The 20,823-nt window shown below is 68.7% G+C and carries 19 protein-coding genes; 3 read left to right on the plus strand and 16 right to left on the minus strand.

What is annotated here, in order from left to right; all coding sequences use genetic code 11:
* Window positions 1-39 precede the first annotated feature (39 nt).
* Window positions 40-567, plus strand: a complete 528-nt coding sequence (locus B7R22_RS09520; protein WP_116411511.1) for a GNAT family N-acetyltransferase — start codon at window positions 40-42, stop codon at window positions 565-567.
* A 4-nt stretch (window positions 568-571) separates the two neighbouring features.
* On the opposite strand, the gene B7R22_RS09525 is transcribed toward B7R22_RS09520, so the two are convergent.
* The 9 genes from B7R22_RS09525 to B7R22_RS09565 all read right to left on the minus strand — a co-directional run bounded on the left by B7R22_RS09525 (window position 572) and on the right by B7R22_RS09565 (window position 8,736).
* On the minus strand, window positions 572-1,432 hold the full coding sequence (locus B7R22_RS09525) for an aldehyde dehydrogenase family protein (protein ID WP_116411512.1): 861 nt from the start codon (window positions 1,430-1,432) through the stop codon (window positions 572-574).
* Window positions 1,429-2,970, minus strand: coding sequence for an aldehyde dehydrogenase family protein (locus B7R22_RS09530; protein ID WP_116411513.1), 1,542 nt, complete (start codon window positions 2,968-2,970; stop codon window positions 1,429-1,431). The genes B7R22_RS09525 and B7R22_RS09530 overlap by 4 nt, the downstream gene beginning before the upstream one ends.
* Window positions 2,971-2,981: 11 nt before the next feature.
* Complete coding sequence (deoC, locus tag B7R22_RS09535; protein WP_116411582.1) at window positions 2,982-3,992, minus strand: deoxyribose-phosphate aldolase; 1,011 nt, start codon at window positions 3,990-3,992, stop codon at window positions 2,982-2,984.
* Window positions 3,993-4,072: 80 nt separating this feature from the next.
* Entirely contained in the window at window positions 4,073-5,317 is a 1,245-nt protein-coding gene (locus B7R22_RS09540) for an MFS transporter (protein ID WP_116411514.1), read from the minus strand.
* Window positions 5,314-6,243, minus strand: a complete 930-nt coding sequence (locus tag B7R22_RS09545; RefSeq protein ID WP_116411515.1) for a bifunctional riboflavin kinase/FAD synthetase — start codon at window positions 6,241-6,243, stop codon at window positions 5,314-5,316. Before B7R22_RS09545 ends, B7R22_RS09540 begins: the two co-directional genes overlap by 4 nt.
* Window positions 6,240-6,758 carry a hypothetical protein gene (locus tag B7R22_RS09550; protein WP_253258988.1) on the minus strand — a complete coding sequence of 173 codons (519 nt, stop codon included), beginning with the start codon at window positions 6,756-6,758 and terminating at the stop codon, window positions 6,240-6,242. The genes B7R22_RS09545 and B7R22_RS09550 overlap by 4 nt, the downstream gene beginning before the upstream one ends.
* A 13-nt stretch (window positions 6,759-6,771) precedes the next feature.
* Window positions 6,772-7,140 (minus strand): hypothetical protein, encoded by a 369-nt coding sequence (locus tag B7R22_RS09555; RefSeq protein WP_116411516.1) that lies wholly within the window; start codon window positions 7,138-7,140, stop codon window positions 6,772-6,774.
* A complete protein-coding gene (gene truB, locus B7R22_RS09560; RefSeq protein WP_116411517.1) occupies window positions 7,137-8,081 on the minus strand; it encodes a tRNA pseudouridine(55) synthase TruB in 945 nt (314 codons plus the stop codon). The genes B7R22_RS09555 and truB overlap by 4 nt, the downstream gene beginning before the upstream one ends.
* A 40-nt stretch (window positions 8,082-8,121) precedes the next feature.
* Window positions 8,122-8,736, minus strand: a complete 615-nt coding sequence (locus B7R22_RS09565) for a hypothetical protein (protein WP_147305344.1) — start codon at window positions 8,734-8,736, stop codon at window positions 8,122-8,124.
* Between the two features lie 32 nt (window positions 8,737-8,768).
* Here B7R22_RS09565 and B7R22_RS09570 point away from each other — a divergent pair, with 32 nt between their 5' ends.
* Window positions 8,769-9,644: an A/G-specific adenine glycosylase gene (locus tag B7R22_RS09570; RefSeq protein ID WP_116411519.1), complete on the plus strand. Its 876-nt coding sequence runs from the start codon at window positions 8,769-8,771 to the stop codon at window positions 9,642-9,644.
* Window positions 9,645-9,718: 74 nt separating this feature from the next.
* Window positions 9,719-10,717: a ketopantoate reductase family protein gene (locus B7R22_RS09575; RefSeq protein ID WP_116411520.1), complete on the plus strand. Its 999-nt coding sequence runs from the start codon at window positions 9,719-9,721 to the stop codon at window positions 10,715-10,717.
* Between the two features lie 95 nt (window positions 10,718-10,812).
* On the opposite strand, the gene rbfA is transcribed toward B7R22_RS09575, so the two are convergent.
* The 7 genes from rbfA to B7R22_RS09610 all read right to left on the minus strand — a co-directional run bounded on the left by rbfA (window position 10,813) and on the right by B7R22_RS09610 (window position 20,811).
* Complete coding sequence (gene rbfA, locus B7R22_RS09580; RefSeq protein ID WP_116411521.1) at window positions 10,813-11,274, minus strand: 30S ribosome-binding factor RbfA; 462 nt, start codon at window positions 11,272-11,274, stop codon at window positions 10,813-10,815.
* Between the two features lie 83 nt (window positions 11,275-11,357).
* Window positions 11,358-14,336, minus strand: coding sequence for a translation initiation factor IF-2 (infB, locus tag B7R22_RS09585; protein WP_116411522.1), 2,979 nt, complete (start codon window positions 14,334-14,336; stop codon window positions 11,358-11,360).
* Between the two features lie 88 nt (window positions 14,337-14,424).
* Window positions 14,425-14,700: a YlxR family protein gene (locus tag B7R22_RS09590; RefSeq protein ID WP_116411523.1), complete on the minus strand. Its 276-nt coding sequence runs from the start codon at window positions 14,698-14,700 to the stop codon at window positions 14,425-14,427.
* 66 nt (window positions 14,701-14,766) lie between these two features.
* Window positions 14,767-15,768: a transcription termination factor NusA gene (gene nusA, locus B7R22_RS09595; protein ID WP_116283347.1), complete on the minus strand. Its 1,002-nt coding sequence runs from the start codon at window positions 15,766-15,768 to the stop codon at window positions 14,767-14,769.
* 68 nt (window positions 15,769-15,836) lie between these two features.
* Entirely contained in the window at window positions 15,837-16,826 is a 990-nt protein-coding gene (locus B7R22_RS09600) for an NAD-dependent epimerase/dehydratase family protein (RefSeq protein WP_116411524.1), read from the minus strand.
* The gene (locus tag B7R22_RS09605; protein WP_253258989.1) at window positions 16,823-19,786 is read right to left on the minus strand and encodes an alpha/beta fold hydrolase; all 2,964 of its coding nucleotides are present in this window, start codon (window positions 19,784-19,786) and stop codon (window positions 16,823-16,825) included. The genes B7R22_RS09600 and B7R22_RS09605 overlap by 4 nt, the downstream gene beginning before the upstream one ends.
* A complete protein-coding gene (locus tag B7R22_RS09610; RefSeq protein ID WP_116411525.1) occupies window positions 19,786-20,811 on the minus strand; it encodes a 3-oxoacyl-ACP synthase III in 1,026 nt (341 codons plus the stop codon). The genes B7R22_RS09605 and B7R22_RS09610 overlap by 1 nt, the downstream gene beginning before the upstream one ends.
* Window positions 20,812-20,823: the final 12 nt, after the last annotated feature.

The following is a 20,823-nucleotide window of genomic DNA, read 5'->3' on the forward strand; positions in this document are numbered from 1 at the left end:
AAAGGAATTTCCCGCCCTGTCGCACGAGAGGATTGGAGCATGCTGCCCCATGATCTCGGCGATGGATTCGATCTCGTGCCGCGTGACCTTTCGACCGTCGACGAGATGCTCGCGCTGACCTTCGCCAACCTGGTACGGCTGCGCGAATGGGAACAGTGGGCTCAGGGCGAGCAGACCCGCGAGGGTCTCGTGCGCTACACCGAGGCGCTCATGGCCGACGCAGTGGCTGGCCGACACATCCCGACGGTTCTGCGATTCAACGGCAGGCCCATCGGGTCTGTGACGTGCCGCATCGACCGGCAGCAGAGCGTTGCCGAACTGGGCTACTGGATCGACGCAGCGTTCGAAGGCCGTGGTGTCGTCACCCGGGCCTGCCGGGCGATCCTCGAAGAGCTCGAAGTGCAGGGCGTCGCCCGGGCGGAGATCCACGCGGCAACCGGCAACGATCGCAGCCGGCATGTCGCAGAGCGGCTCGGCTTCACACTCGAGAGAGTGCGCCCGAAGTCGTTCCCGGTCGCCGGGGCGCGGCACGACCTGGCGATCTACGTTCTGGAACTGCCCGGCTGACCGCTCAGATCAACGACTTCGTGTGCCACACCGTCTTCGTCTCGGTGAATCCGACGATGCGGGCAAGCGACGGCGCAGCCGCATCCGAACCCTGCTCGGGCGGGAACACGCGCTTGAGGGTCTCGGCTGCGTCGATCTGCAGTTGCACCCAGTCCAGCGCACCAGCGCCGACGAGGTCCAGCGCGTTCACGTCGGCGTGCGAGGCGAGCCACGGCGCAATCTCGGCGGGTGAGCCGGTCAGGATGTTCACTACACCGCCGGGAACATCGCTCGTTGCCAGCACCTCAGCCAGGCTGATCGCGGAGAGCGGCAGCCGTTCGGCCGCGATGACGACGACGGTGTTTCCGGCGACGAGGGCCGGTGCTACGGCGCTGATGAACCCAACCAGTGACGAATCCTGGGGGGCGACGATCGCCACGACACCGGTCGGTTCCGGCACCGAGATGTTGAAGTAGGGGCCCGAGACCGCATTAGCGTTGCCCGCGACCTGAACGTACTTGTCGGCCCATCCGGCGTACCAGATCCAGCGGTCGATGGCTTCGTCGACCTGGGCCGTCGCAGCCGCAGCCGACACGCCTTCGGAGCGCACGATCTCATCGACGAACTGGGCCCGGCGGCCTTCGAGCAGTTCGGCGATCCGGTAGAGCACCTGTCCGCGGTTGTAGCCGGTGGCCTTTGACCAGCCGGAGACGGCAGCGCGCGCGGCGACCACCGCATCACGGGCATCCTTGCGGGATGCGTGCGCGGCATTCGCGAGGAACTCCCCCGAGGCGTCCACGATCTCGTACACGCGCCCGGATTCGCTCCGCGGGAACTTGCCGCCGATGTAGAGCTTGTAGGTCTTCGGCACGGCGAGGTGGCTCATTTGCTTGATCCTTCGTTCGTGATGGGAAGAGCTAGCGACTCGACGTTTCCGCTGTCGATCTCAGCGGCACCGGATGCCCGCTCAACCGCCCCACGCGACGAAGCGGCAGGCGCGAGGTACGCCGCCAGGCCCTGCTTGCCGCCCTCGCGGCCGTAGCCCGACTCCTTGTAACCGCCGAACGGCGACGACGGATCGAACTGGTTGAAGGTGTTCGCCCAGACGACACCGGCACGCAGCTTGTCGGCAACCGCCAGCACTCGCGAACCGTTGCTGCTCCAGATGCCAGCCGAAAGTCCGTAGGGCGTGTTGTTCGCCTTCGCGATCGCCTCGGCGGGCGTGCGGAACGACAAGATCGACAGCACCGGCCCGAAGATCTCGTCACGCGCGATCCGCGACGCGGTCGACACGTTGGTGAAGATCGTCGGCGCGAACCAGAAACCGTCGGCGGGCAGGTCGCACGCCGGGCTCCACCGCGAAGCACCCTCCGCCTCGCCGATGTCGGACAGCTCGCGGATGCGCGCCAGCTGCTCGGCCGAGTTGATCGCCCCCACATCGGTGTTCTTGTCGAGCGGGTCGCCGACACGAAGCGTCGACAGGCGGGCCTTCAGACGATCGACGACCTCGTCGTGGATGTTCTCCTGCACGAGCAGGCGCGATCCGGCACAGCAGACGTGTCCCTGGTTGAAGAAGATGCCGCGCACGATGCCTTCGACAGCCTCGTCGATGGGCGCGTCGTCGAAGACGATGTTCGCGCCCTTGCCGCCGAGTTCGAGGGTGAGCTTCTTCGAGGTTCCGGCGAGCGATCGGGCGATCTCGCGACCCACGGACGTCGAGCCGGTGAAGGCGACCTTGTTGACGTCTGGATGGTTCACCAGGTCACGACCGGTGGATCCGGCCCCCGTGATGATGTTCACCACGCCGTCGGGAAGCCCGGCCTGCTGCACGATCTCGGCGAACAGCAGTGCGGTGAGCGGGGTCGTCTCGGCGGGCTTCAATACGACGGTGTTGCCTGCGGCGAGGGCCGGCGCGATCTTCCACGCGAGCATCAGCAGCGGGAAGTTCCACGGGATCACCTGGGCGGCGACACCCAGCGCTCGCGGGTCGGCGCCGAGGCCGGCGTGGTCGAGCTTGTCGGCCCATCCCGCGTAGTAGAAGAACCAGGCGGCGACGAGGGGAACGTCGACGTCGCGGCTCTCCTTGATGGGCTTGCCGTTGTCGAGGCTCTCGGCCACGGCCAGTTCTCGGGCGCGTTCCTGCACGAGCCGTGCGATGCGGAACAGGTACTTTCCGCGATCACGGCCGGAGAGGCGCGACCATGTCGAGTCGTAGGCGCGGCGCGCGGCAGCAACCGCGGCATCCACATCGGCGGAGGAGGCCGACGCGATGGTGGCGATGTGCTTCTCTGTCGCCGGGGAGATGGTCGAGAACGTCGGGTTCGAACCGGCCCGGAACGAACCGTCGATGAACAGGCCGTACTCGGACTGCAGGCTCAGCAGGGCAGTCGACTCGGGTGCGGGGGCATATTCCAGAAATGACATGTAGTGGATCCTCAGTCGATGGTGACGTAGTCGGCGCCGGAATAGTGACCCGAGGCGAGCTTCTGGCGCTGCATCAGCACGTCGTTCAGAAGGCTCGACGCCCCGAAGCGGAACAGGTGCGGCTGAAGCCACTCCTCGCCCGCCGTCTCGGCCACGGCCACCAGGTACTTGATCGCGTCTTTGGACGTGCGGATGCCGCCGGCCGGCTTCACACCGATCTTCTCGCCGGTGAGGCGGTGCCAGTCCCTCACGACTTCGAGCATGAGGAGGGTGACGGGAAGCGTGGCGGCCGGAGCCACCTTGCCGGTGGACGTCTTGATGAAGTCGCCGCCCGCGAGGATCGAGAGCCAGGATGCGCGGCGCACGTTGTCGTAGGTGTTCAGTTCGCCGGTCTCGAGGATCACCTTGAGGTGCGCGAAGCTTCCGTCCGACCGACGGCAGGCCTCCTTCACGGCGACGATCTCGTCGAACACCTGGCCGTAGCGGCCGGAGAGGAAGGCACCGCGATCGATGACCATGTCGATCTCGTCTGCGCCGGCAGCGACAGCGTCTGCCGTGTCGGCGAGCTTGACGGCCAGCGAGGCGCGCCCGCTCGGGAAAGCCGTCGCGACGGCGGCCACGTTGATTCCGCCCGGAGCCTCGTCGAGCCCGTGCGAGGCACCGAGCGCCTCCACGGCGGCCGGCACCATGTCGCCGTACACGCAGACGGCGGCCACTCGCGGGCAGGCGGGATCTGCGGCATCCGGAGTCAGACCCTTGGCCACGAGCGAGCGCACCTTGCCGGGAGTGTCTGCGCCTTCGAGCGTCGTGAGGTCGATCAGGGAGATGATGCGATCGAGCGCCCACGCTTTGGAGGTCGTCTTGATCGACCGGCTGCCGAGATCGGCCGCGCGCGACTCGAGACCGACGGCGTCGACGCCGGAGATGCCGTTCAGGTAGCTCTTCAGGCTCGACTCGGTGAGCTCTCCCCCGAGCACCTCGGTAGCCCGGGAGGCCGGACTCACCAGTCTGTCAATCGTCACAAGCACACCTGTCGTCGAAAGGAACACCCCCTCGTCGAACGAGAAGAAGGGATCGGAGGAAGCACCATCAAGTGTAGACGTCAGACGCTGCGGGGCGATCTGTGCCAGTCGTCTTCGATGAACCGGGGGCGGGAGACGACCCGGACGACGAGCAGCACGGACGCCGTGCTGGCCAGCAGCAGGATGAGCGGTGCCGTCCATTCGCCTGTCATCTGGTGGAGCACACCGACCAGCAACGGACCAAGGGCGCCGATCAGGTATCCGAGGCCCTGCACGAACCCGCTGAGAGCCACGGCGCCGCGCTGGGTGCGGCTTCGCTTGTTGATCAGCAGCAGTGCGAGTGGGAAGAGGAGCGGGCCGACTCCGATGAGGGCGACCCACAGCCAGAGCGCCGTCGTGGGCAGCAGCAGCAGGCCGAGGTACCCGACGATGAACGCTGAGACGCCGAAGACGATGATGCCGCCGACGTTCCTGACGCGAACGGCGATCACCGGGATCAGAAGCGATGCCGGGATACCCATACCCGTGTAGAGCGACAGCAGGGCGCCGGCATCGCCTTGGTCGAGCCCCGCGATGTCGCCGAGGATCTGCGGCAGCCAGGCAAAACACGCGTAGGTGTTGAATGCTGTGACGCCGAACATGAGGCCGAGCGACCATGCGAGGGGAGCATGCCGGGCGCGCCCGAGCAGCGCGCTGTCGGCCTCTGGCAGAACACCTTCAACCGTGACCGGGTCGGGCGTGCTGCGGCGGTCGGCAGCGACCAACCGGATCCATGGCACAATCGCCAGCACGGCGAGCACGCCCCACATTCCGACCGAGAACCGCCAGCCCGAATTCTCGCTCACCTGGACGGCGACCAGGGGCGGGAGAAGAGCGAACAGCGCCATCACGGTGGCGTAGACAGCCGTCAACGGACCGATGCGCCCGGGGAAGTACTTCTTCACCAGCGGCGGCAGCAGCACATTGCCGATCCCCATACCGGCGAAGGTCAGCGCGCTGGCCAGCACAAGCATCGGGTACGAAGCAGAGAGCGCCCGGAGCGCATCCCCGACTACCATGGCGGCGAGGGCGATCACCATCAGCGACTCGACACGCAACCGTCGCTGGAAGATGGGCGCCAGGAGCCCGAACAGCGCAAAGCAGAGCGGCGGGAGGGTACCGATGATGCCGACATCGAGGCTCGAGAGCGGGATGTCCGCACTGATGTCCCCGTAGATCGGCGACAGCGCCGCCACCGCGGTGCGGAGGTTCGCCGCGACCAGCACGATGCCGACGAGCGCCAGCACACCCCCGGCCCGCGGGAGCGTCGGCCCGGCAGCGGTCACGCCAGGCGCTCTCTGACCTGTTCGACGTCGTCGTTCATCTGCTCGATCAGCGGGCCGATGCCGGTGAACTTCACCATTCCGCGGATGCGGTCGGCGAAGGCGATCAGCACGACATGCCCGTAGAGGTCGATGGTCTCATCGAGCACGAACGCCTCGACCTGCTTCGGCGGCACCCCGTCGAACGTCGGATTGCTGCCGACCGAGATCGCAGCCGGGTAGCGCGCATCGCCGTCGGTGAGCCAGCCGGCGTACACGCCGTCGGCCGGGATGAGTCCCTCGGAGCTCGGCGACAGGTTCGCAGTCGGGAAGCCGAGTTCACGCCCGCGCTTCGCTCCGTGCACGACCTCGCCCTGCACCGCGGGTGCATGGCCGAGCAGAGCGGCGGCCGTCTTCACGTCTCCGACGGCCAGCAGTTCCCTGATCCAGGTCGAGGAGACCCGGCGCCCGCCGGAGGGCATGACGTCGTCGATGATGCGCACCGTGAAATCGTGCTGGTGACCCAGTTCGGTGAGCATCGCCACGTCACCCTCGCCACGGACGCCGAACCGGAAGTCGCGCCCCACGAGCACGACCTTCGCGTGCAGGCCGTTCACGAGGATGCTCTCCACGAAGTCGACCGGAGTGAGGAAGGCGAGGGCGGCGTCGAAGGTCAGGATCAGGGTGGCATCGAGCCCCGCTCCGGCGAGGAGGTCGAGCTTCTGATCGTTGCCGACGAGGGACACCGGCGCCCGCTCGGGTGCGAGGAACGCCGAGGGGTGACGGTCGAACGTCACTGCCGTGGCGACGAGGTTCTCGTTAGCGGCGACGCCGAGCAGCTCGCGGATGACCGCGCGATGGCCCTCGTGTACGCCGTCGAACTTGCCGACCGTGATGGCTGAGGGACCGAAGTCCGCCGGGATCTCGGCGACCGACCGGAAGACCTTCACTGGGCGTTGTCCGGGGTCGTGGTGGGGGGTGTTCCAGAGGCCGTGCCAGCTGGTGAGCCATCTGTGTCCGCGACGATCTCGCCCCTGACCGGCCTGTTCTTCGACAGCCAGATCATGCCGAGCACCGGGAGCACCAACGGGATGAACAGGTAGCCGACCCCGTAGTACGACCAGACCGAGGCATGGGCGAACAGCTCGGGTGCGACAACACTCAGCGTGCCCACCACCAGTACGCCCACCATCTCGAACGAGATCGTAATCCAGGCGACGCGGTACCACACGGCGCCCCGCGCGACCAGGGCGACGGTGGCGACGATGTACACGAAGGCCGACACGGCAGAGAGCGTGTAGGCCAGCGGTGCCTGGTCGAACTGCTGGATGATCTGCACGAGCGATCGACCGAAGGCACCGAGCGCGAGGATGGCGTAGATCACGACGAGCACCCGGCCGACACCGGCGATTCGAGGGCGTCGGGCCGGTGAAGTCACGGGCACAGGCAGGGATTCTGTTGGCATGTCGGTATCAAGTTTAGACGTTCTGAACGAGCCAGATTTCGTTCATGCGGAACACCATCACCGCAATCGCGAGACAGGCCACGCCGAGGATGACGGTGCTCCACTTCGTTCGGTCGATCAGCGCCCAGAACACCGCAGCCGCGGGCAGCAGCAGGGCAGAGACGGCGTAGACGTAGAACTCCAGCACATCCCCGCGGGCGTCGTTGCCAAAGGCCGGTGCGAGGAGCGCAACGACGAACTGGATGACCAGCAGCACTTCGATAAGGGCCGTCGCCCCGAGCGTGTAGTCGTTCGGGATCCGGCCGCTGAATCCGACCACGAGGCAGAACACACCGGCCAGCACCGCGACCGCGATCTGCGCGTAGGAGAACCACTCGATCATGCTGCGGGCCCGTCTGTCGGGAAGTTCACGAGCACCCGGGCGGTGCCACCGCGGATCTCGAAGAGACCGATCAGCAGCCCGGCGGGGTCGATCGCTGCAAGCGGAGCCGGTTCACTCCGCGCGGCATCATCGAGGTCGACCCGCTTGCCGTTCCGGAGGTCGGCCGCCTGCGCTTCGTCGAACGCGACTGTCGGAAAGAGCCGGGCAGCGACCGCTGCGGGGGCCAGGAGATCGCGGTCGGCGTCGATCGTCTCGAGGGTGTAAGCCTCCGCGACCCCGAACGGCCCGATCCGGGTTCGCCGGAGCTCTGTGAGGTGCCCGCCGACCCCCAGCGCGTCGCCCAGGTCTCGCGCAATGGCGCGGATGTAGGTTCCGGACGAGCAGACGACCCGCACACTGACATCCCAGAAGACGGCGACGCTGCCGGACGCATCCGCCGCGGCCACCGGCCCGCCGCCCAGCACGTCGATCGACGAGATCGTCACGGCACGGGCATCCAGAACCACCGTTTCGCCGCCCCGCACCCGGGCGTACGCCCGCTTGCCGTCGACCTTGATCGCGCTCACCGAACTCGGGCGCTGCAGCACCTCGCCGGTGAGCGCGGCGAGGCCGTCGACGATGCGCTGGTCGGTGAGAGCGCCGATGGATCCGGCAGGTGCGACCTCGAGAACGTCCCCTTCGGAATCGTCGGTCGTCGTCGAGGCACCGAGCCGGATGACCGCTTCATACTCCTTGTCGAGCCCGACCACGTAGGTCAGGAGCCGCGTGGAGCTGTTGACGCCCAGCACCAACAGCCCGGTCGCCAGCGGGTCGAGGGTGCCGGCGTGCCCCACCTTGCGGGTTCCCGCGAGTCGGCGGGTGCGGGCCACGACGTCGTGGCTGGTGTTCCCCGGCGGTTTGTCGACGAGGAGGATGCCGCTGCGGTTGCTTCCGGGATTCACTCTGCCAAGGGTACAAGCTCTGCGCCGCGCGGGAGCACCGTCAGCAGCGGTCGGCGAACACTCTGCGCGGGTCGTTCTCGTCGAACGCCGAAACGATGGCGTCGCTGGCGGTTCGGGGCTGCACGGCTCCGACGTAGAGCTCGTCTGCCCCGTCGATCCGCGGGTCGAGCTTCGAGGCGTCGGGCTCCAGGTAGACCACGAAGTTCCAGATGCCGCGGAGCTCAGGGCGCTGCAGGAAGGGCCCGTCGACCAGCAGGATCGCGTCGGCCGGGGCGGTCAGCCACCGCGGTGCGAGCGGCACATCCCGCGAGGCGTCGAAGCTCGCCGCGACGAACCCGGCGCTGCCGCCGAGCTTGAACGGCTGCACCAGCACGCGGAGGAACGTCGAGTAGTCGTACCGGTCGCCGTAGTAGCCCGCGGCGGAATCCGCGCCCTGCTGCTCACGGGCCGCCCGCGGCTGCAGGAAGTCGTCGAGGGAAGCCCGCGCGACCGCGTGACCGGCCTCCCTGAGCGCCACGCCGAGCGCGTCGGCGAACAGCTTCGTTCCCCCGGCCCCGTCGACCGCGACCAGGCGTCGCCCGCGAGCGTAATTGTGCACGATCTCCGCCGCCAGGGCGTCCGAGAGCACTTCGCGAGGGGAGGGAGGAAAGGACATGGATGCAGTCTACGTTCGGTAGATTGAAGCGGATGTCCCAGGCCACCGTGATCACAGAGACCCTCAACGCGTGGTTCGCTGAGAATGCGCGCGATCTGCCCTGGCGGCGGCCCGGCTTCAGTGCCTGGGGCACGTTGGTGAGCGAATTCATGCTGCAGCAGACACCCGTGGTGCGCGTCGTCCCGAGGCTCGAGGAGTGGCTGGCGCGCTGGCCCACCCCTGCGGCGCTGGCGGCGGAACCCGCGGGCGAAGCCGTTCGGGCCTGGCAGTCGCTCGGCTACCCCAGAAGAGCGCTCTGGCTGCACGCGTCGGCCGTCGCGATCGTCGAGCGGCACGGCGGCGTCGTTCCCCGGGCGGTGGATGACCTGCTCGCCCTGCCCGGAGTCGGCGACTACACCGCGCGGGCTGTCGCCGCTTTCGCGTTCGGGGACAGGCATCCCGTGGTCGACACGAACATCCGCCGGGTCATCGCCCGCGCTGTGGACGGGCACGCGGAGCCGGGACCGCCGAACGCGCGGCTCGACCTGGTCGCCATGGAGGCGCTCCTCCCCCACGACCCTGTCGCCGCACGGGCGTTCAACGGAGCGATCATGGAGCTGGGCGCCGTCGTCTGCACTGCCCGGTCACCGCGCTGCGATGCCTGCCCGATCGCGCACTCCTGCCTCTGGCGCACCGCGGGCTATCCGGGCTATGACGGCAAGCGCAAGGCCGTGCAGAAGAAGTACGAGGGATCGGACCGGCAGGTGCGCGGGCTCGTGCTCGGCACCCTCCGCGCGCATGACGGAGCAGTACCCCCGGCCACGATAACGGCGCTCTGGGCCGACGACACGCAGCGCGAGCGCGCTGTGGCAGGCTTGGTGAAAGACGGCCTGCTCGTCGAGACACCAGCGGGGTACACCCTGCCCTGAGCCCCGTGCCTGTCGCGGCGGAACCCTCGCCAGCCCCAGGCCCGCCGTCCCGTTCATGTGAAAGGTCGCACCGGATGCAGATCGCCGTCGTCGGAGGTGGCGCCATCGGCGGCACCATCGCCGCCCTCCTCGACCGGGCCGGGCACAGCGTCGAACTGACAGCGCGCGGCGAGCACCTCGCGGCCATCCGGGAGTCGGGCATCCGGCTCACCGGCGGCTGGGGCGCACACGTCGCACCGGTGCAGGCGAACGAACGCCTCATGGTGGCCCCCGAGCTGGCGTTCGTCTGCACGAAGGCGCAGGATGCCCGGTCGGCCATCCTCGCGAACGCCGACCTTCTGCGCGGCCGGTCTGTGGTCATCGTGCAGAACGGTCTCGAGGCGCTCGACACCGCCCGGTCAGCGCTGCCGGATGCGGAGTGGACCGGCGCTCTCGCTCTCTACGCGGCGAGCTACCTCGCGGCTGGCGAGATCTCCGTGACGACGACGGGCGTCACCTACCTCGGCTCGGGTGACGGCGAGCCCTCCCCCGCCGCGCTCGCGGCCACGGCCACTCTCTTGGCCGTGATGCCGGCCGAGGCGACCGCGAACTTCACCGGCGCCCAGTGGTCGAAGCTGATCGTGAACCAGGTGAACGCGATGCCCGCAATCACGGGGCTCAGCGTGCAGGAGACCATCGAGCATCCGGAGCTCCGCCGCATCATCACGCGCAGCATGCAGGAGGCGGTGCGCACCGGATTTGCGCGCGGCACCCACTACGGCAGGGTGCAGGGGCTCAGCCAGGTGTTGCTCCGGGCCTTCGCACTCGCCCCGGTGCGGCTCGCCGAACGGCTGCCGCTCCGGATGAGGGCGCGCATGGGTTCGACGCCGAACCCCGGTTCGACGCTGCAGAGCGTCCGCCGCGGCCAGCCGACGGAGATCGACTACCTGAACGGTGCCGTCGTGGCTGAGGCGACCTCAGCCGGACGCACGGCACCCGTCAACGCGGCCCTCGTCGACCTCGTGCACGAGGTCGAGCGCACCGGCCACTTCCTGACGCCCGCCGCCGTCACCCGCGCCGTCCCCGTCCCCTGACCGGCCGACGGCCGACGCCCACCAGCTGCCGATCGACTGGGGAGTTCTGGTCGCTTCCGGGCGCGAATACCGACTGAAACTCCCCAGCCGATCGGCTACTCGGGCGGGGCGTCGTCGAAGTCGTCGTCGTCCGCGATGACGCGGGGCTTGACGTAGGGGTCGGCGTCGCCGGCGTACTGGCCCTGGCGAGCCAGGGTCTCCACCTCGGCATCGCGGGTGCGGGCCTCAGTGAGCAGGCTGTCGATGAGCTTGGCGTTCTCGGGGATGCCGTCGGCGATGAACTCGAGCGACGGCGTGAGCCGCGACGTGATGTTCTTGCCGACCTCCGTGCGGAGCATCCCGGTCGCCGACTTCAACGCGGCCGCGCTGTCGGCGCGCTCCTCATCGGTGCCGTACACCGTATAGAAGATCGAGGCATGCTGCAGGTCGCCCGTGACGCGGACGTCGGTGATGGTCACGAAACCCATCCGCGGGTCTTTGATTCCGCGTTCGAGCTTCTTGGCCACGATGACCTTGATGCGGTCGGCCAATTTGCGTGCTCTGGCTTCGTCAACCATGACGCGTCCTTTCGTCAAAGAGTGAGGGCGGGGCATCCGGAACCTGAAGGAACCGGATGCCCCGCCGGGGGTACTGCGCTCCGCTAGGTGCGCGGCTTCTCTTTCATCTCGATCGTCTCGATCTCGTCGCCGATCTGGATGTCGTTGAACTTGCCGAGACCGATACCGGCCTCGAAGTCCGTACGCACCTCGGTGACGTCATCCTTGAACCGGCGGAGCGATTCGATGGCGAGGCTGTCGCCCACCACGACGCCATCGCGGATGACCCGCGCCTTGGCGTTTCTCGTGATGGTGCCTGAGCGCACGATGACACCCGCGATGTTTCCGAACTTGGAGGAACGGAAGATCTCGCGGATCTCGGCCACACCCGACTGCACCTCTTCGAACTCGGGCTTGAGCATGCCCTTGAGCGAGTTCTCGATGTCCTCGAGCGCGTTGTAGATGACCGAGTAGAACCGCACGTCCACACCCTCGCGGGCCGCACGTTCGCGGGCCTTCGGGTCGGGGCGCACGTTGAACCCGATGATGATCGCGTTGTCGATCGTCGCCAGGTCGACATCTGATGCCGTGACAGCACCGACACCGCGGTGGATGATCCGCAGCTGGACGCTGTCGTCGACCTCGATCTTGAGCAGCGACTCCTCGAGTGCTTCGACAGCACCGGAGACGTCACCCTTGATGATGAGGTTGAGCGACTCGACCTTGCCCTCTTCGAGAGCCTTGGTGAAGTCCTCGAGCGAGATGCGCTTGCGGGCACGGGCCAGCAGGGCGTTGCGCTCCACGGCTTCGCGCTTTTCAGCGATCTGGCGGGCGGTGCGGTCCTCCTCGATGACGAGGAAGGTGTCACCGGCGCGGGGCACCGACGACAGACCCTGCACCTGCACGGGACGGGAGGGCGTTGCCGCGAGGACCGCGACACCGTTCTCGTCGTGCATGGCACGCACGCGGCCGTAGGCGGTACCGGCGACGATCGCGTCTCCGACCTCGAGCGTTCCCGACTGGATGAGCACGGTTGCAACCGCGCCGCGACCCTTGTCGAGCTTGGCCTCGATGGCAACCCCTCGGGCATCCTTGTTCGGGTTGGCCCGCAGGTCGAGACCAGCGTCTGCGGTGAGCAGAACGGCGTCGAGCAGCTTGTCGATGTTGACGTTGTTGCGCGCCGAGACATCCACGAACATGACGTCTCCGCCGTACTCCTCGGCGACCAGGCCGAACTCGGTGAGCTGCTGGCGCACCTTGGCCGGGTTGGCTCCGGGAACGTCGATCTTGTTCACCGCGACCACGATCGGCACGTTGGCCGCCTGGGCGTGGTTCAGAGCCTCGATCGTCTGGGGCATGATGCCGTCGTCTGCCGCCACCACGAGAACCGCGATGTCGGTGACCTGCGCACCACGGGCACGCATGGCGGTGAACGCCTCGTGACCGGGTGTGTCGATGAAGGTGATGGCGCGTTCGATGCCCTCGTGCTCGGCGACGACCTGGTAGGCACCGATGTGCTGGGTGATGCCACCCGCCTCACCGGCCACCACGTTGGCGTTCCGGATCGCGTCGAGCAGGCGCGTCTTACCGTGGTCGACGTGACCCATGACGGTGACGACCGGCGGGCGAATCTCGAGTTCTTCGTCGGTCTCTTCGGCGAGTTCCTCGTCGAGGTCGATGTCGAAGCCGAGCAGGAGCTCGCGGTCCTCGTCTTCGGGCGAGACCATCTGGATCTTGTAACCGAGCTCTTCGCCGAGCACACCGAAGGTGGCCTCGTCGAGGGACTCCGTCGCCGTCGCCATCTCACCGAGGTGGAACAGCACGGTGACCAGGTTGCCCGGGCTCGCGTCGATCTTGTCGGCGAAGTCGGTGATGGATGCTCCACGGCGCAGGCGCACCACGGTCGATCCGTCGCCACGGGGAACACTCACGCCGCCAAGCGAGGGTGCTTCCCTGAGCTCGAACTCTGCTCTCTTCGTGCGCTTCGACTTACGTGCCTTGGCACGACCGCCGCCACGACCGAAGGCACCAGCGGTGCCACCACCGGGGCCACGGCCGCGGCCGCCGGCACCCGCTGCGGGGCGGGGAGGGCCGAAGGTGTTGCCGGGCGCTCCACCGGGAGCGCCACCGGGACGGAACCCACCGGCACCGGCCGGACGAGCACCACCGGCACCGCCGGGACGGAAGCCGCCGGCGCCGGCCGGGCGAGCACCGAAGCCACCGGGGCGGTTGCCCTGGCCTGCTCCACCGGGGCGCGGGGCGCCGGGGCGGGGCGCGCCGGGGCGCGGGGCGACGGGACGGGGGATGTTGTTGGGCGTGGCGCTGCCACCGCCGGGAGCGCCGGGACGAGCACCCGCGGCCGGGGCGGAACCCATGCCCTGGGAGCTCGCGAACGGGTTGTTGCCGGGCCGGGGGGCGCCGGGGCGCTGCATTCCCTGCGACGACGCGAACGGGTTGTTGCCCGGTCGCGGTCCGCCGGGGCGTGCGCTGCTGCCGGGGCGCGGAGCCGAGCCGTCGCCGGAAGCGCTGCCCGCTGCGGGAGCGTCAGCGGATGCCGCGCTGGTCGACGGGGCTTCGGTCGCAGAGACGCTCGGAGTGGCGGCGGGAGCCTCCGCTGACGGAGCAGGGGCGGGCGACGGGATGGCCGTGCGGGACGACTGGCTGGTCGGCGGAACCATTGCACCGGAACGACCCGGGCTGGCCGGGGTGCGCGGCGCCGTGGCACTCGAGGCGGGTGCGGTCGATACGGGAGCGGACGGTGCCGACGGGCCGGCCGTCGGCGCAGCGGGAGCCGGAGGAGCCGGCGCCTTGGGCGCGGCGGGACCGGGACGGCCTCCGCCCGGGCGCACAGCAGTGGCCGTCGACGTGGTCGACGGTCCTCCGCTGGTCGCGGTGGTGGTGCCACCGGCGGACGCCTTGGCACTCTCGGCCTGCAGCGCCTCTTTCAGGCGCCGGGCGACCGGTGGTTCGATGCTGGATGACGGTCCCTTGACGAATTGGCCCATTTCCTTGAGCTTCGCCATGGCGACCTTGCTGTCGACGCCGAGTTCGCTTGCGATCTCGTGTACGCGTGGTTTTGCCACAATTCTCCTTGTTCGGGCCGTGACCCCGAACAGGGACGGCCTCAGTTACGTGCGGAACTCATTTCGAGCCGCTCATTAGTTGGCGTTGCTAATCATTAGCTCGCTCAGGGTTGTTCACAGTGGCGTTCAGCCTTGTCTCTAGTTCGGAAATGTCGAGCTGCCCCTCAGAACGCAACGCCCGGCCGAAGGCCCGTCGTTTCACGGCATTCTGAAGACAGTGGATGGTTGCGTGGAGATACGCGCCTCGCCCGGGCAACACAGCGCCGTCATCGACGACAAGCTGGGAATTCTGGGCCACGACCCTGAGAAGGGAGGATTTCTCGGCACGCGCTCGGCAACCGACGCACGTTCTTACAGGTTTCATTCTAGCACCGCCCTGATTCGCCCGGACGGTATCGACACCGCTCGGGCTGTCGAATGGATGCCCGGGCTAGTCGTCTTCGAGGATCGAATCGGGCTGGATGTCAATTTTTGCACCCGTGAGCTTCGCCGCGAGGCGAGCGTTCTGCCCCTCCTTGCCGATCGCCAGGCTCAGCTGGTAGTCGGGAACGAGCGCACGAACGGCCTTGAGCGACGCGTCGATGACGAACGAGCTCGTCACCTTCGCTGGCGACAGCGCGTTGGCGACGAAGGTGGGCAGGTCATCCGAATAGTCGACGATGTCGATCTTCTCGTTGCCGAGCTCGTTCGTCACGGCGCGCACACGCTGGCCGAGCTCACCGATGCAGGCACCCTTGGCGTTGATGCCGGGCTCCGTCGCGCGAACGGCGATCTTGGTGCGGTGGCCGGCCTCGCGGGCCAGCGACACGATCTCGACGACGCCACTTGCGATCTCGGGGACCTCGAGTGCGAAGAGCTTGCGCACAAGCGAGGGGTGCGTGCGCGAGACGGTGATCTGCGGGCCCTTCAGCCCCCGCCCGACGGCGGTGACATAGACGCGGATCCGGTTGCCGTGCGTATACGTCTCGCCGGCGACCTGCTCCTCGGGAGGCATGATCGCCTCGACCGTGCCGAGGTCGACGTGGATCATCCGCGGGTTCGGACCCTGCTGGATGACCCCGGCGACGATGTCGCCCTCCCGGCCCTTGAACTCGCCGAGCACGGCGTCGTCGGCGATGTCGCGGAGGCGCTGGTTGATGACCTGCTTCGCCGCGAAGGCGGCAATGCGGCCGAAGTCACTCGGCTCGTCGATGCTCTCGCCGACGACGATTCCCTCGTCGTCGAGCTCCGGCACGAAGATGCTGACGTGGCCGGTCTTCCTGTCGAGGTGCACGCGGGCCTTCGGCGCTTCGCCGGCCGGCGCATGGTCGGCCTGGTCGGTGTGCTTCAGGTAGGCGGTCAGAATCGCCTGCTCGATGATCTGCACAAGCTCGTCGAAGGGAATTTCGCGTTCGCGTTCCATGAGCTTGAGCACGCTGAGGTCGATATCCACGGCCGGCCTCCTTTTCTTACGTATTCAGTTTCGTCTGTCTCAGACGGGCGGTGGCCCGGTCCAGCTCTCTAGGATAGCCGATCCCCCGGCGCCGTGGCGTACCACTCGGCCAACCGTTGCAGCCCCTTGTCGAGCGATACCGTGGGCAGCCAATCGAGCGCCTGGCGTGTGCGGCGCTGGTCGTACCAGTGCGAGGTCGACAGCTGCTCGGCGAGGAACCGGGTCATCGGCGGCTCATCCTGTCCGGGTCGCACGGCCCAGAAACGCTCGATCAGGCCCCCTACCTCCCTGGCCACTGCGGCCGGCACGCTCCAGGCCGGCGCCGGGACTCCGGCCGCCCCGCAGATTCCCGCGAGCAGTTCGGCGACCGTGCGAGGCTCGCCGTTCGACACTACGAACGCCCTGCCATGCACCCGGTCTGCGCGCTCGAGCGCGGCCACGAGGGCGGAGGCTGCGTTGTCGACGTAGGTCGTGTCGATCAGGGCCAGTCCGCCGCCGAGCAGGGGCAGCCGCCGCCGTCTGGCCCGGTCGACCACCCGTTCGATGAGCTGGGTGTCGCCCGGGCCCCACACGATGTGCGGGCGAACAGCGACGACGGCGAAACCCGGCTGGTCCGCATCCAGCGCCAGCAGCTCGGCTGCAGCCTTGGTGCGCGCATACTCCCCCCGCGCGCGAAGCGGATCGGCCGGCAGTGCGTCGTCGCCGACGATCGAGAGCCCGGCGTGCGCCACAGACGGCGAGGACACCATCACGAACCGGGTCGCCCCCGCGTCCCGGGCTGCCGAGAGGAGCGAGCGGGTGCCTTCGACGTTGACCGCGCGAAAGTCCTCCGGCGCCCCCGCGAACGAGACCTTCGCCGCGAGATGGACGACCGCATCGACGCCATCGGTGGCCGCAGCGACGGCTCCGGTGTCGGTGATGCTGCCCCGGGCATCCATCGCACCGGTGACCCCCGATGCTCCGCGCTGGAACGTGCGCACATCGTGCCCCGCCGCGAGTACACCGCGCGCCACAGCCCTGCCGAGCATCCCGCTCGCTCCGGTGACCAGCACCTTCACGGTTTCGACCGCCGCCCGCCGCCCAGCACTCCGGCGGCCCAGGAACCGAGGCCGAGGCGGTCGATCTTGGAGTTGTGGCGGATGTCCGTCGGCAGTTCGCCGACCACCAGCACGGCCGCGATGTCGACTCCGGATGCGCGCCTGACCGCCTCCGCCACGGACGGTTCAGCGAGCGTGACCCGGCCTCGTCGGGTGCTCGATGTCGTGGTCTCGATCACAGCGACAACCTGCTGGGTGCCCCGCGGGCCGATGCCGACGAAGGCAGCGCGGCGCACCACGGGCAGCGCCTCGACCGCCTGCTCGGGGCCGACCGGTGTCAGGATGCCCGTCGGCGTCGTGATGACGTGCGGCAGGCGACCCTCGATCCAGAGCCTTCCCTCCGTGTCGAAATGACCCACGTCGCCGGTGCGGTGCCAGCGGTCGGTGGGTGCCACGGCGTCGGATGCGGGGCCCGCCAGCCAGGCGGCTTCCGACGGCGTTCCCGAGGTGGCCGCACGATCGGTGAGCCAGAGCTGGTCGTAGTGGTCCTTCAGGTGGGGGGCCGAGACGACGATCTCGCCGGTCACCCCGGGTTCGGCGCTGAGGGGGCCGGTGGCAGCGCCCCGCTCATCCAGAGCGCTCAGCAGCACATGCACGCCGGCGACGGGCATGCCGACGCAGACACCGCCCGGCTGACGGGTGCCTGCCTGACCGGGCTGCGACTTCGCCTGCTCCGCTGCGCGGACGATCTCGTCGAGGGTGATGTCCGTCAGCAGCAGGCCCTCGGTCATGCCGTACGGAGTGTGGATGCTCGCGGCAGGCATCAGCAGCGCGACCTCCTCGAGCAGCGGAATGGGCAGCGGTGCGCCCGCGGAGAGCAGGGTCTGGACGCGGGCGAGGGCGTTCCGTTCGACGACGGTCAGGGCATCCGCTTTCGCTGCTGCAGTCGCTGTTGCGCACACGTTCACCAGGGCCGCGGGCGAGGCGAACACGACAGTGGCGTCGACGGCCGCCGCGGCCTGCGCGATGGCGCGGGCGGTGAGGGTCTTGGGTGCGGTGACGTCCATGTCGGGGGTGACCGAGGTGGCGCCGAGCGCCGGGCCGAGCAGGGCGAACGGCGCGAATCCTGCAACGAGGCCTGTTCCGGCGGCGATTCCGAACCGATCGCGCAGCAGGGTGACGAGGGCTGCGAGCTGTCTGTGGGTGTAGACGACCCCCTTGGCCGGTCCCGTGGAGCCGGAGGTGAAGAGGATGGCGGCGGTGGCATCGGGGTCGGGGGCGGTGGGCCCGGCAGCTCGGTGCCTTTCCCCGTCCGCGATCGCGGCGCGACCGAGCCGGGCGACCCCCGTGAGCGAGTGGCTCACCCCGAGGGCAGCGGCGAGCGGTGCGGCGAGCGTGCGGGCCGAGATGCGCTGTCCGGGCCAGCCGAGCACGCGGGCCGCGGCCAGGGCCGTCTCGATGCCGATGACGTGGTCGGGGCGGGCTCCGCGCACTGCGCGGCTCAGGCCCGCGATGCCGAGTCCTGCGTCGGCGACGACGACGATCGCGCCGATCCGGAGGCACGCGTAGAGCACCGCTGTGAGGTCGGCGCCGGGAGGCACGAGCAGCGACACCCGATCACCACGCTCCACTCCGACGGCTGAGAGCCCGGCGGCCAGTTCATCCACCCGCCGTTTCAGCAGGCTCCAGCTGACGGTGCGGATGCCGCTCCCCCGCCGTGCGCCACGCGGGGCCATCTCGACGACGGCGGCCGCGGGGTCAGCGGCGCGCTCGTCGAGGGTGGCCCAGAGCAGCCGGAACTCCGGGGCCGGGGCGGACTCCGACTCGGCCGCAGCTTCGACCACCACGGCATCCGCCATCACGGAATCCGCAACCGCCTCGGACTGCACGCCCGCGGTTGCTGCGGGCGTCACCTCCGAAGGGCGGTCTGCTCCCACCTGTCTCCCGGTTCCGGCGCCACCCGCGCTTTCGAATCGGGCGGCCAGCCAAGCGAGGATCATCGGGGCAACCGCGACATCCTCACCAACCAGGTGCCCCGCGTTCTCGAACCGGGTGACGTCGGCGTGGGGCAGGCGCCCGATCAGGTCGCCGAGGTAACGGTCGCTGAAGACGGGGTCGCGGGGCCCCCAGAGCATCAGGGCGGGAACGTCGAGCCGGGCGACCGCAGATGAGACGCGCGTGAGTTCGGCGAAGCTCGGATGTGAGGCGTCGACGGGAATGTCCGCCACGAACGCGCCGATCCCCTCGCGCCGCCGGGCCGAGCGGTACGGCGCCCGGAAGGCACGACGCACCTGAGGCGCGAGAGCCGGGTGCGCGATGGCAAGGGTCGTGTCGAGAAAGGCGGTCGTGCGAACGGTGCTGGCAACGAGGAGCGAGCGTTTGAGTACGAGCCGGAGCGCAGCCGGGAGCGGTTCGTGCTCGGGCTGGTGCACCGCCGTGTTGAGCATCATGACCCCGGCGAGGAGCTCCGGATGATCGACTGCCCAGCCGAGCGAGACGACGCCGCCCCAGTCGTGGCCGAGCGTGACGACCGGGCCGGCGAGGCCGAGCGCGTCAGTGAGGGCGCCCAGATCGGCGATGCGCTCCGGCAGGCCGCGGTCGTGCCCGGAACGCTCGGAGAATCCCATCTCGAGCTGGTCGACGGCGATGACCCGCCAGATCGCTGCCGACGAAGGCTCTGCGGCACCGGCCAGCGCAGCGTCCGTCGCCGCAGCGACGACGCTCCGCCAGAGGTACGACCAGGTCGGGTTGCCGTGCACGCAGAGGATGGTGCCGGTGGGCTCGAGGCCCCCCTCCGTGAGGAGTGACAGGTTGTCGAGCAGATGCCAGGTGTGCGGAGTTCCGCTGTGGTCAGGGGCCGTGAGGAGTCTGGACCAGCGGGCATCCAGACCCGGGAAGTCGTCGGCACGCGAGCCGGTCGACCGGGCCGTCGGGTGCACCCCGGGCAGCGACGCCGGCTCACGCCAGCGCTGGCGGCCCACTACCAGACGATCTCGGTCATGGCGGTGTTGATGCCCGAACCGACTCCCATGCAGAGAACCCGGTTGCCCTTGACCAACTTCGACGATTCGAGAGCAAGCGTCATCGGCAGCGACGCGGGGCCGACATTGCCGAGTTCCGGGTAGGTGAGCGGGATCCTCCTGCGGTCGAGCTTCGCCGCCTTCACGATGGAATCGGTGTGCACGTCACTCACCTGGTGCAGGATGTAGCGGTCCATCTTCTGCCAGTCCCAGGAGCCCTTGGCCTCTTTCCACGCCTCGACGACCAGCGCCATGCCGCCCGCGAGCAGCTCCTTGGTATGGGTGAACATGCCGTCTTTGTCGCCGACGCAGAGCAGGTGGTGCTCGGTGCCGGCCCGTGAGATGCCGCCCATGATGCGGTGGCCCTCCGGGTGGGCGTCGGCCGGGCCCAGCACTGCGGCGGCGGCACCGGATCCGAGGGTGAGGGAGGCGAACTCGTTCACGAAGTCCTTGCGGGAGATGCCCGGCTGCGAGAGGCGGTTGATCGTGTTCGCCTGAATCTCGTTCGAATCCTCGCCGTCGACGATCACCGCGTACTTGATCTGGCCCGAGTCGATCATCTGCGAGGCGAGCGTCATACCGTTCACGAAGCCGAGGCACGCGTTCGTGATGTCGAAGTTCATCGCCGAGGAGGGCAGACCCAGGGCGTGGTGGATGCCCACCGCGACGCTCGGTTCGAGGTGCTTGCGCGTGACAGAGGTGTTGATCAGCAGGCCGACGTCTTTCGGGTCGACCTTCGCCTCTTCGAGCGCTTCGGCGGCGGCTCCCGCTGCGGCCTCGTCGAAGGTGCCGTTGTCGTCCCAGTTGCGGCGGGAGATCACGCCGGCGACCCGCTCGAGCAGACCCGTGGGCAGACGAAGGCGGGTGAGAGCCTCGGCGAGCCGCACGTCGATCTCCTCCGATGTCACCACGAGCGGCGCCAGACGCGCCTTCACCGCAAGCAGCGCTGAGTTCTGATGCCGGAAAGTGGCATTCAAATTAGTCAATGGAGTCCTTCT

This window comes from Subtercola boreus (genome assembly GCF_003399635.1).
Taxonomy (GTDB): Bacteria; Actinomycetota; Actinomycetes; order Actinomycetales; family Microbacteriaceae; genus Subtercola; species Subtercola boreus_B.

Coding starts and splice junctions, on each gene's coding strand:
- B7R22_RS09520 (WP_116411511.1), top strand. CDS start 40: ATGCTGCCCCATGATCTCGGCGATGGATTCGATCTCGTGCCGCGTGAC.
- B7R22_RS09525 (WP_116411512.1), bottom strand. CDS start 1,432: ATGAGCCACCTCGCCGTGCCGAAGACCTACAAGCTCTACATCGGCGGC.
- B7R22_RS09530 (WP_116411513.1), bottom strand. CDS start 2,970: ATGTCATTTCTGGAATATGCCCCCGCACCCGAGTCGACTGCCCTGCTG.
- B7R22_RS09550 (WP_253258988.1), bottom strand. CDS start 6,758: ATGCCAACAGAATCCCTGCCTGTGCCCGTGACTTCACCGGCCCGACGC.
- B7R22_RS09555 (WP_116411516.1), bottom strand. CDS start 7,140: ATGATCGAGTGGTTCTCCTACGCGCAGATCGCGGTCGCGGTGCTGGCC.
- B7R22_RS09565 (WP_147305344.1), bottom strand. CDS start 8,736: ATGTCCTTTCCTCCCTCCCCTCGCGAAGTGCTCTCGGACGCCCTGGCG.
- B7R22_RS09570 (WP_116411519.1), top strand. CDS start 8,769: ATGTCCCAGGCCACCGTGATCACAGAGACCCTCAACGCGTGGTTCGCT.
- B7R22_RS09575 (WP_116411520.1), top strand. CDS start 9,719: ATGCAGATCGCCGTCGTCGGAGGTGGCGCCATCGGCGGCACCATCGCC.
- rbfA (WP_116411521.1), bottom strand. CDS start 11,274: ATGGTTGACGAAGCCAGAGCACGCAAATTGGCCGACCGCATCAAGGTC.
- B7R22_RS09590 (WP_116411523.1), bottom strand. CDS start 14,700: ATGAAACCTGTAAGAACGTGCGTCGGTTGCCGAGCGCGTGCCGAGAAA.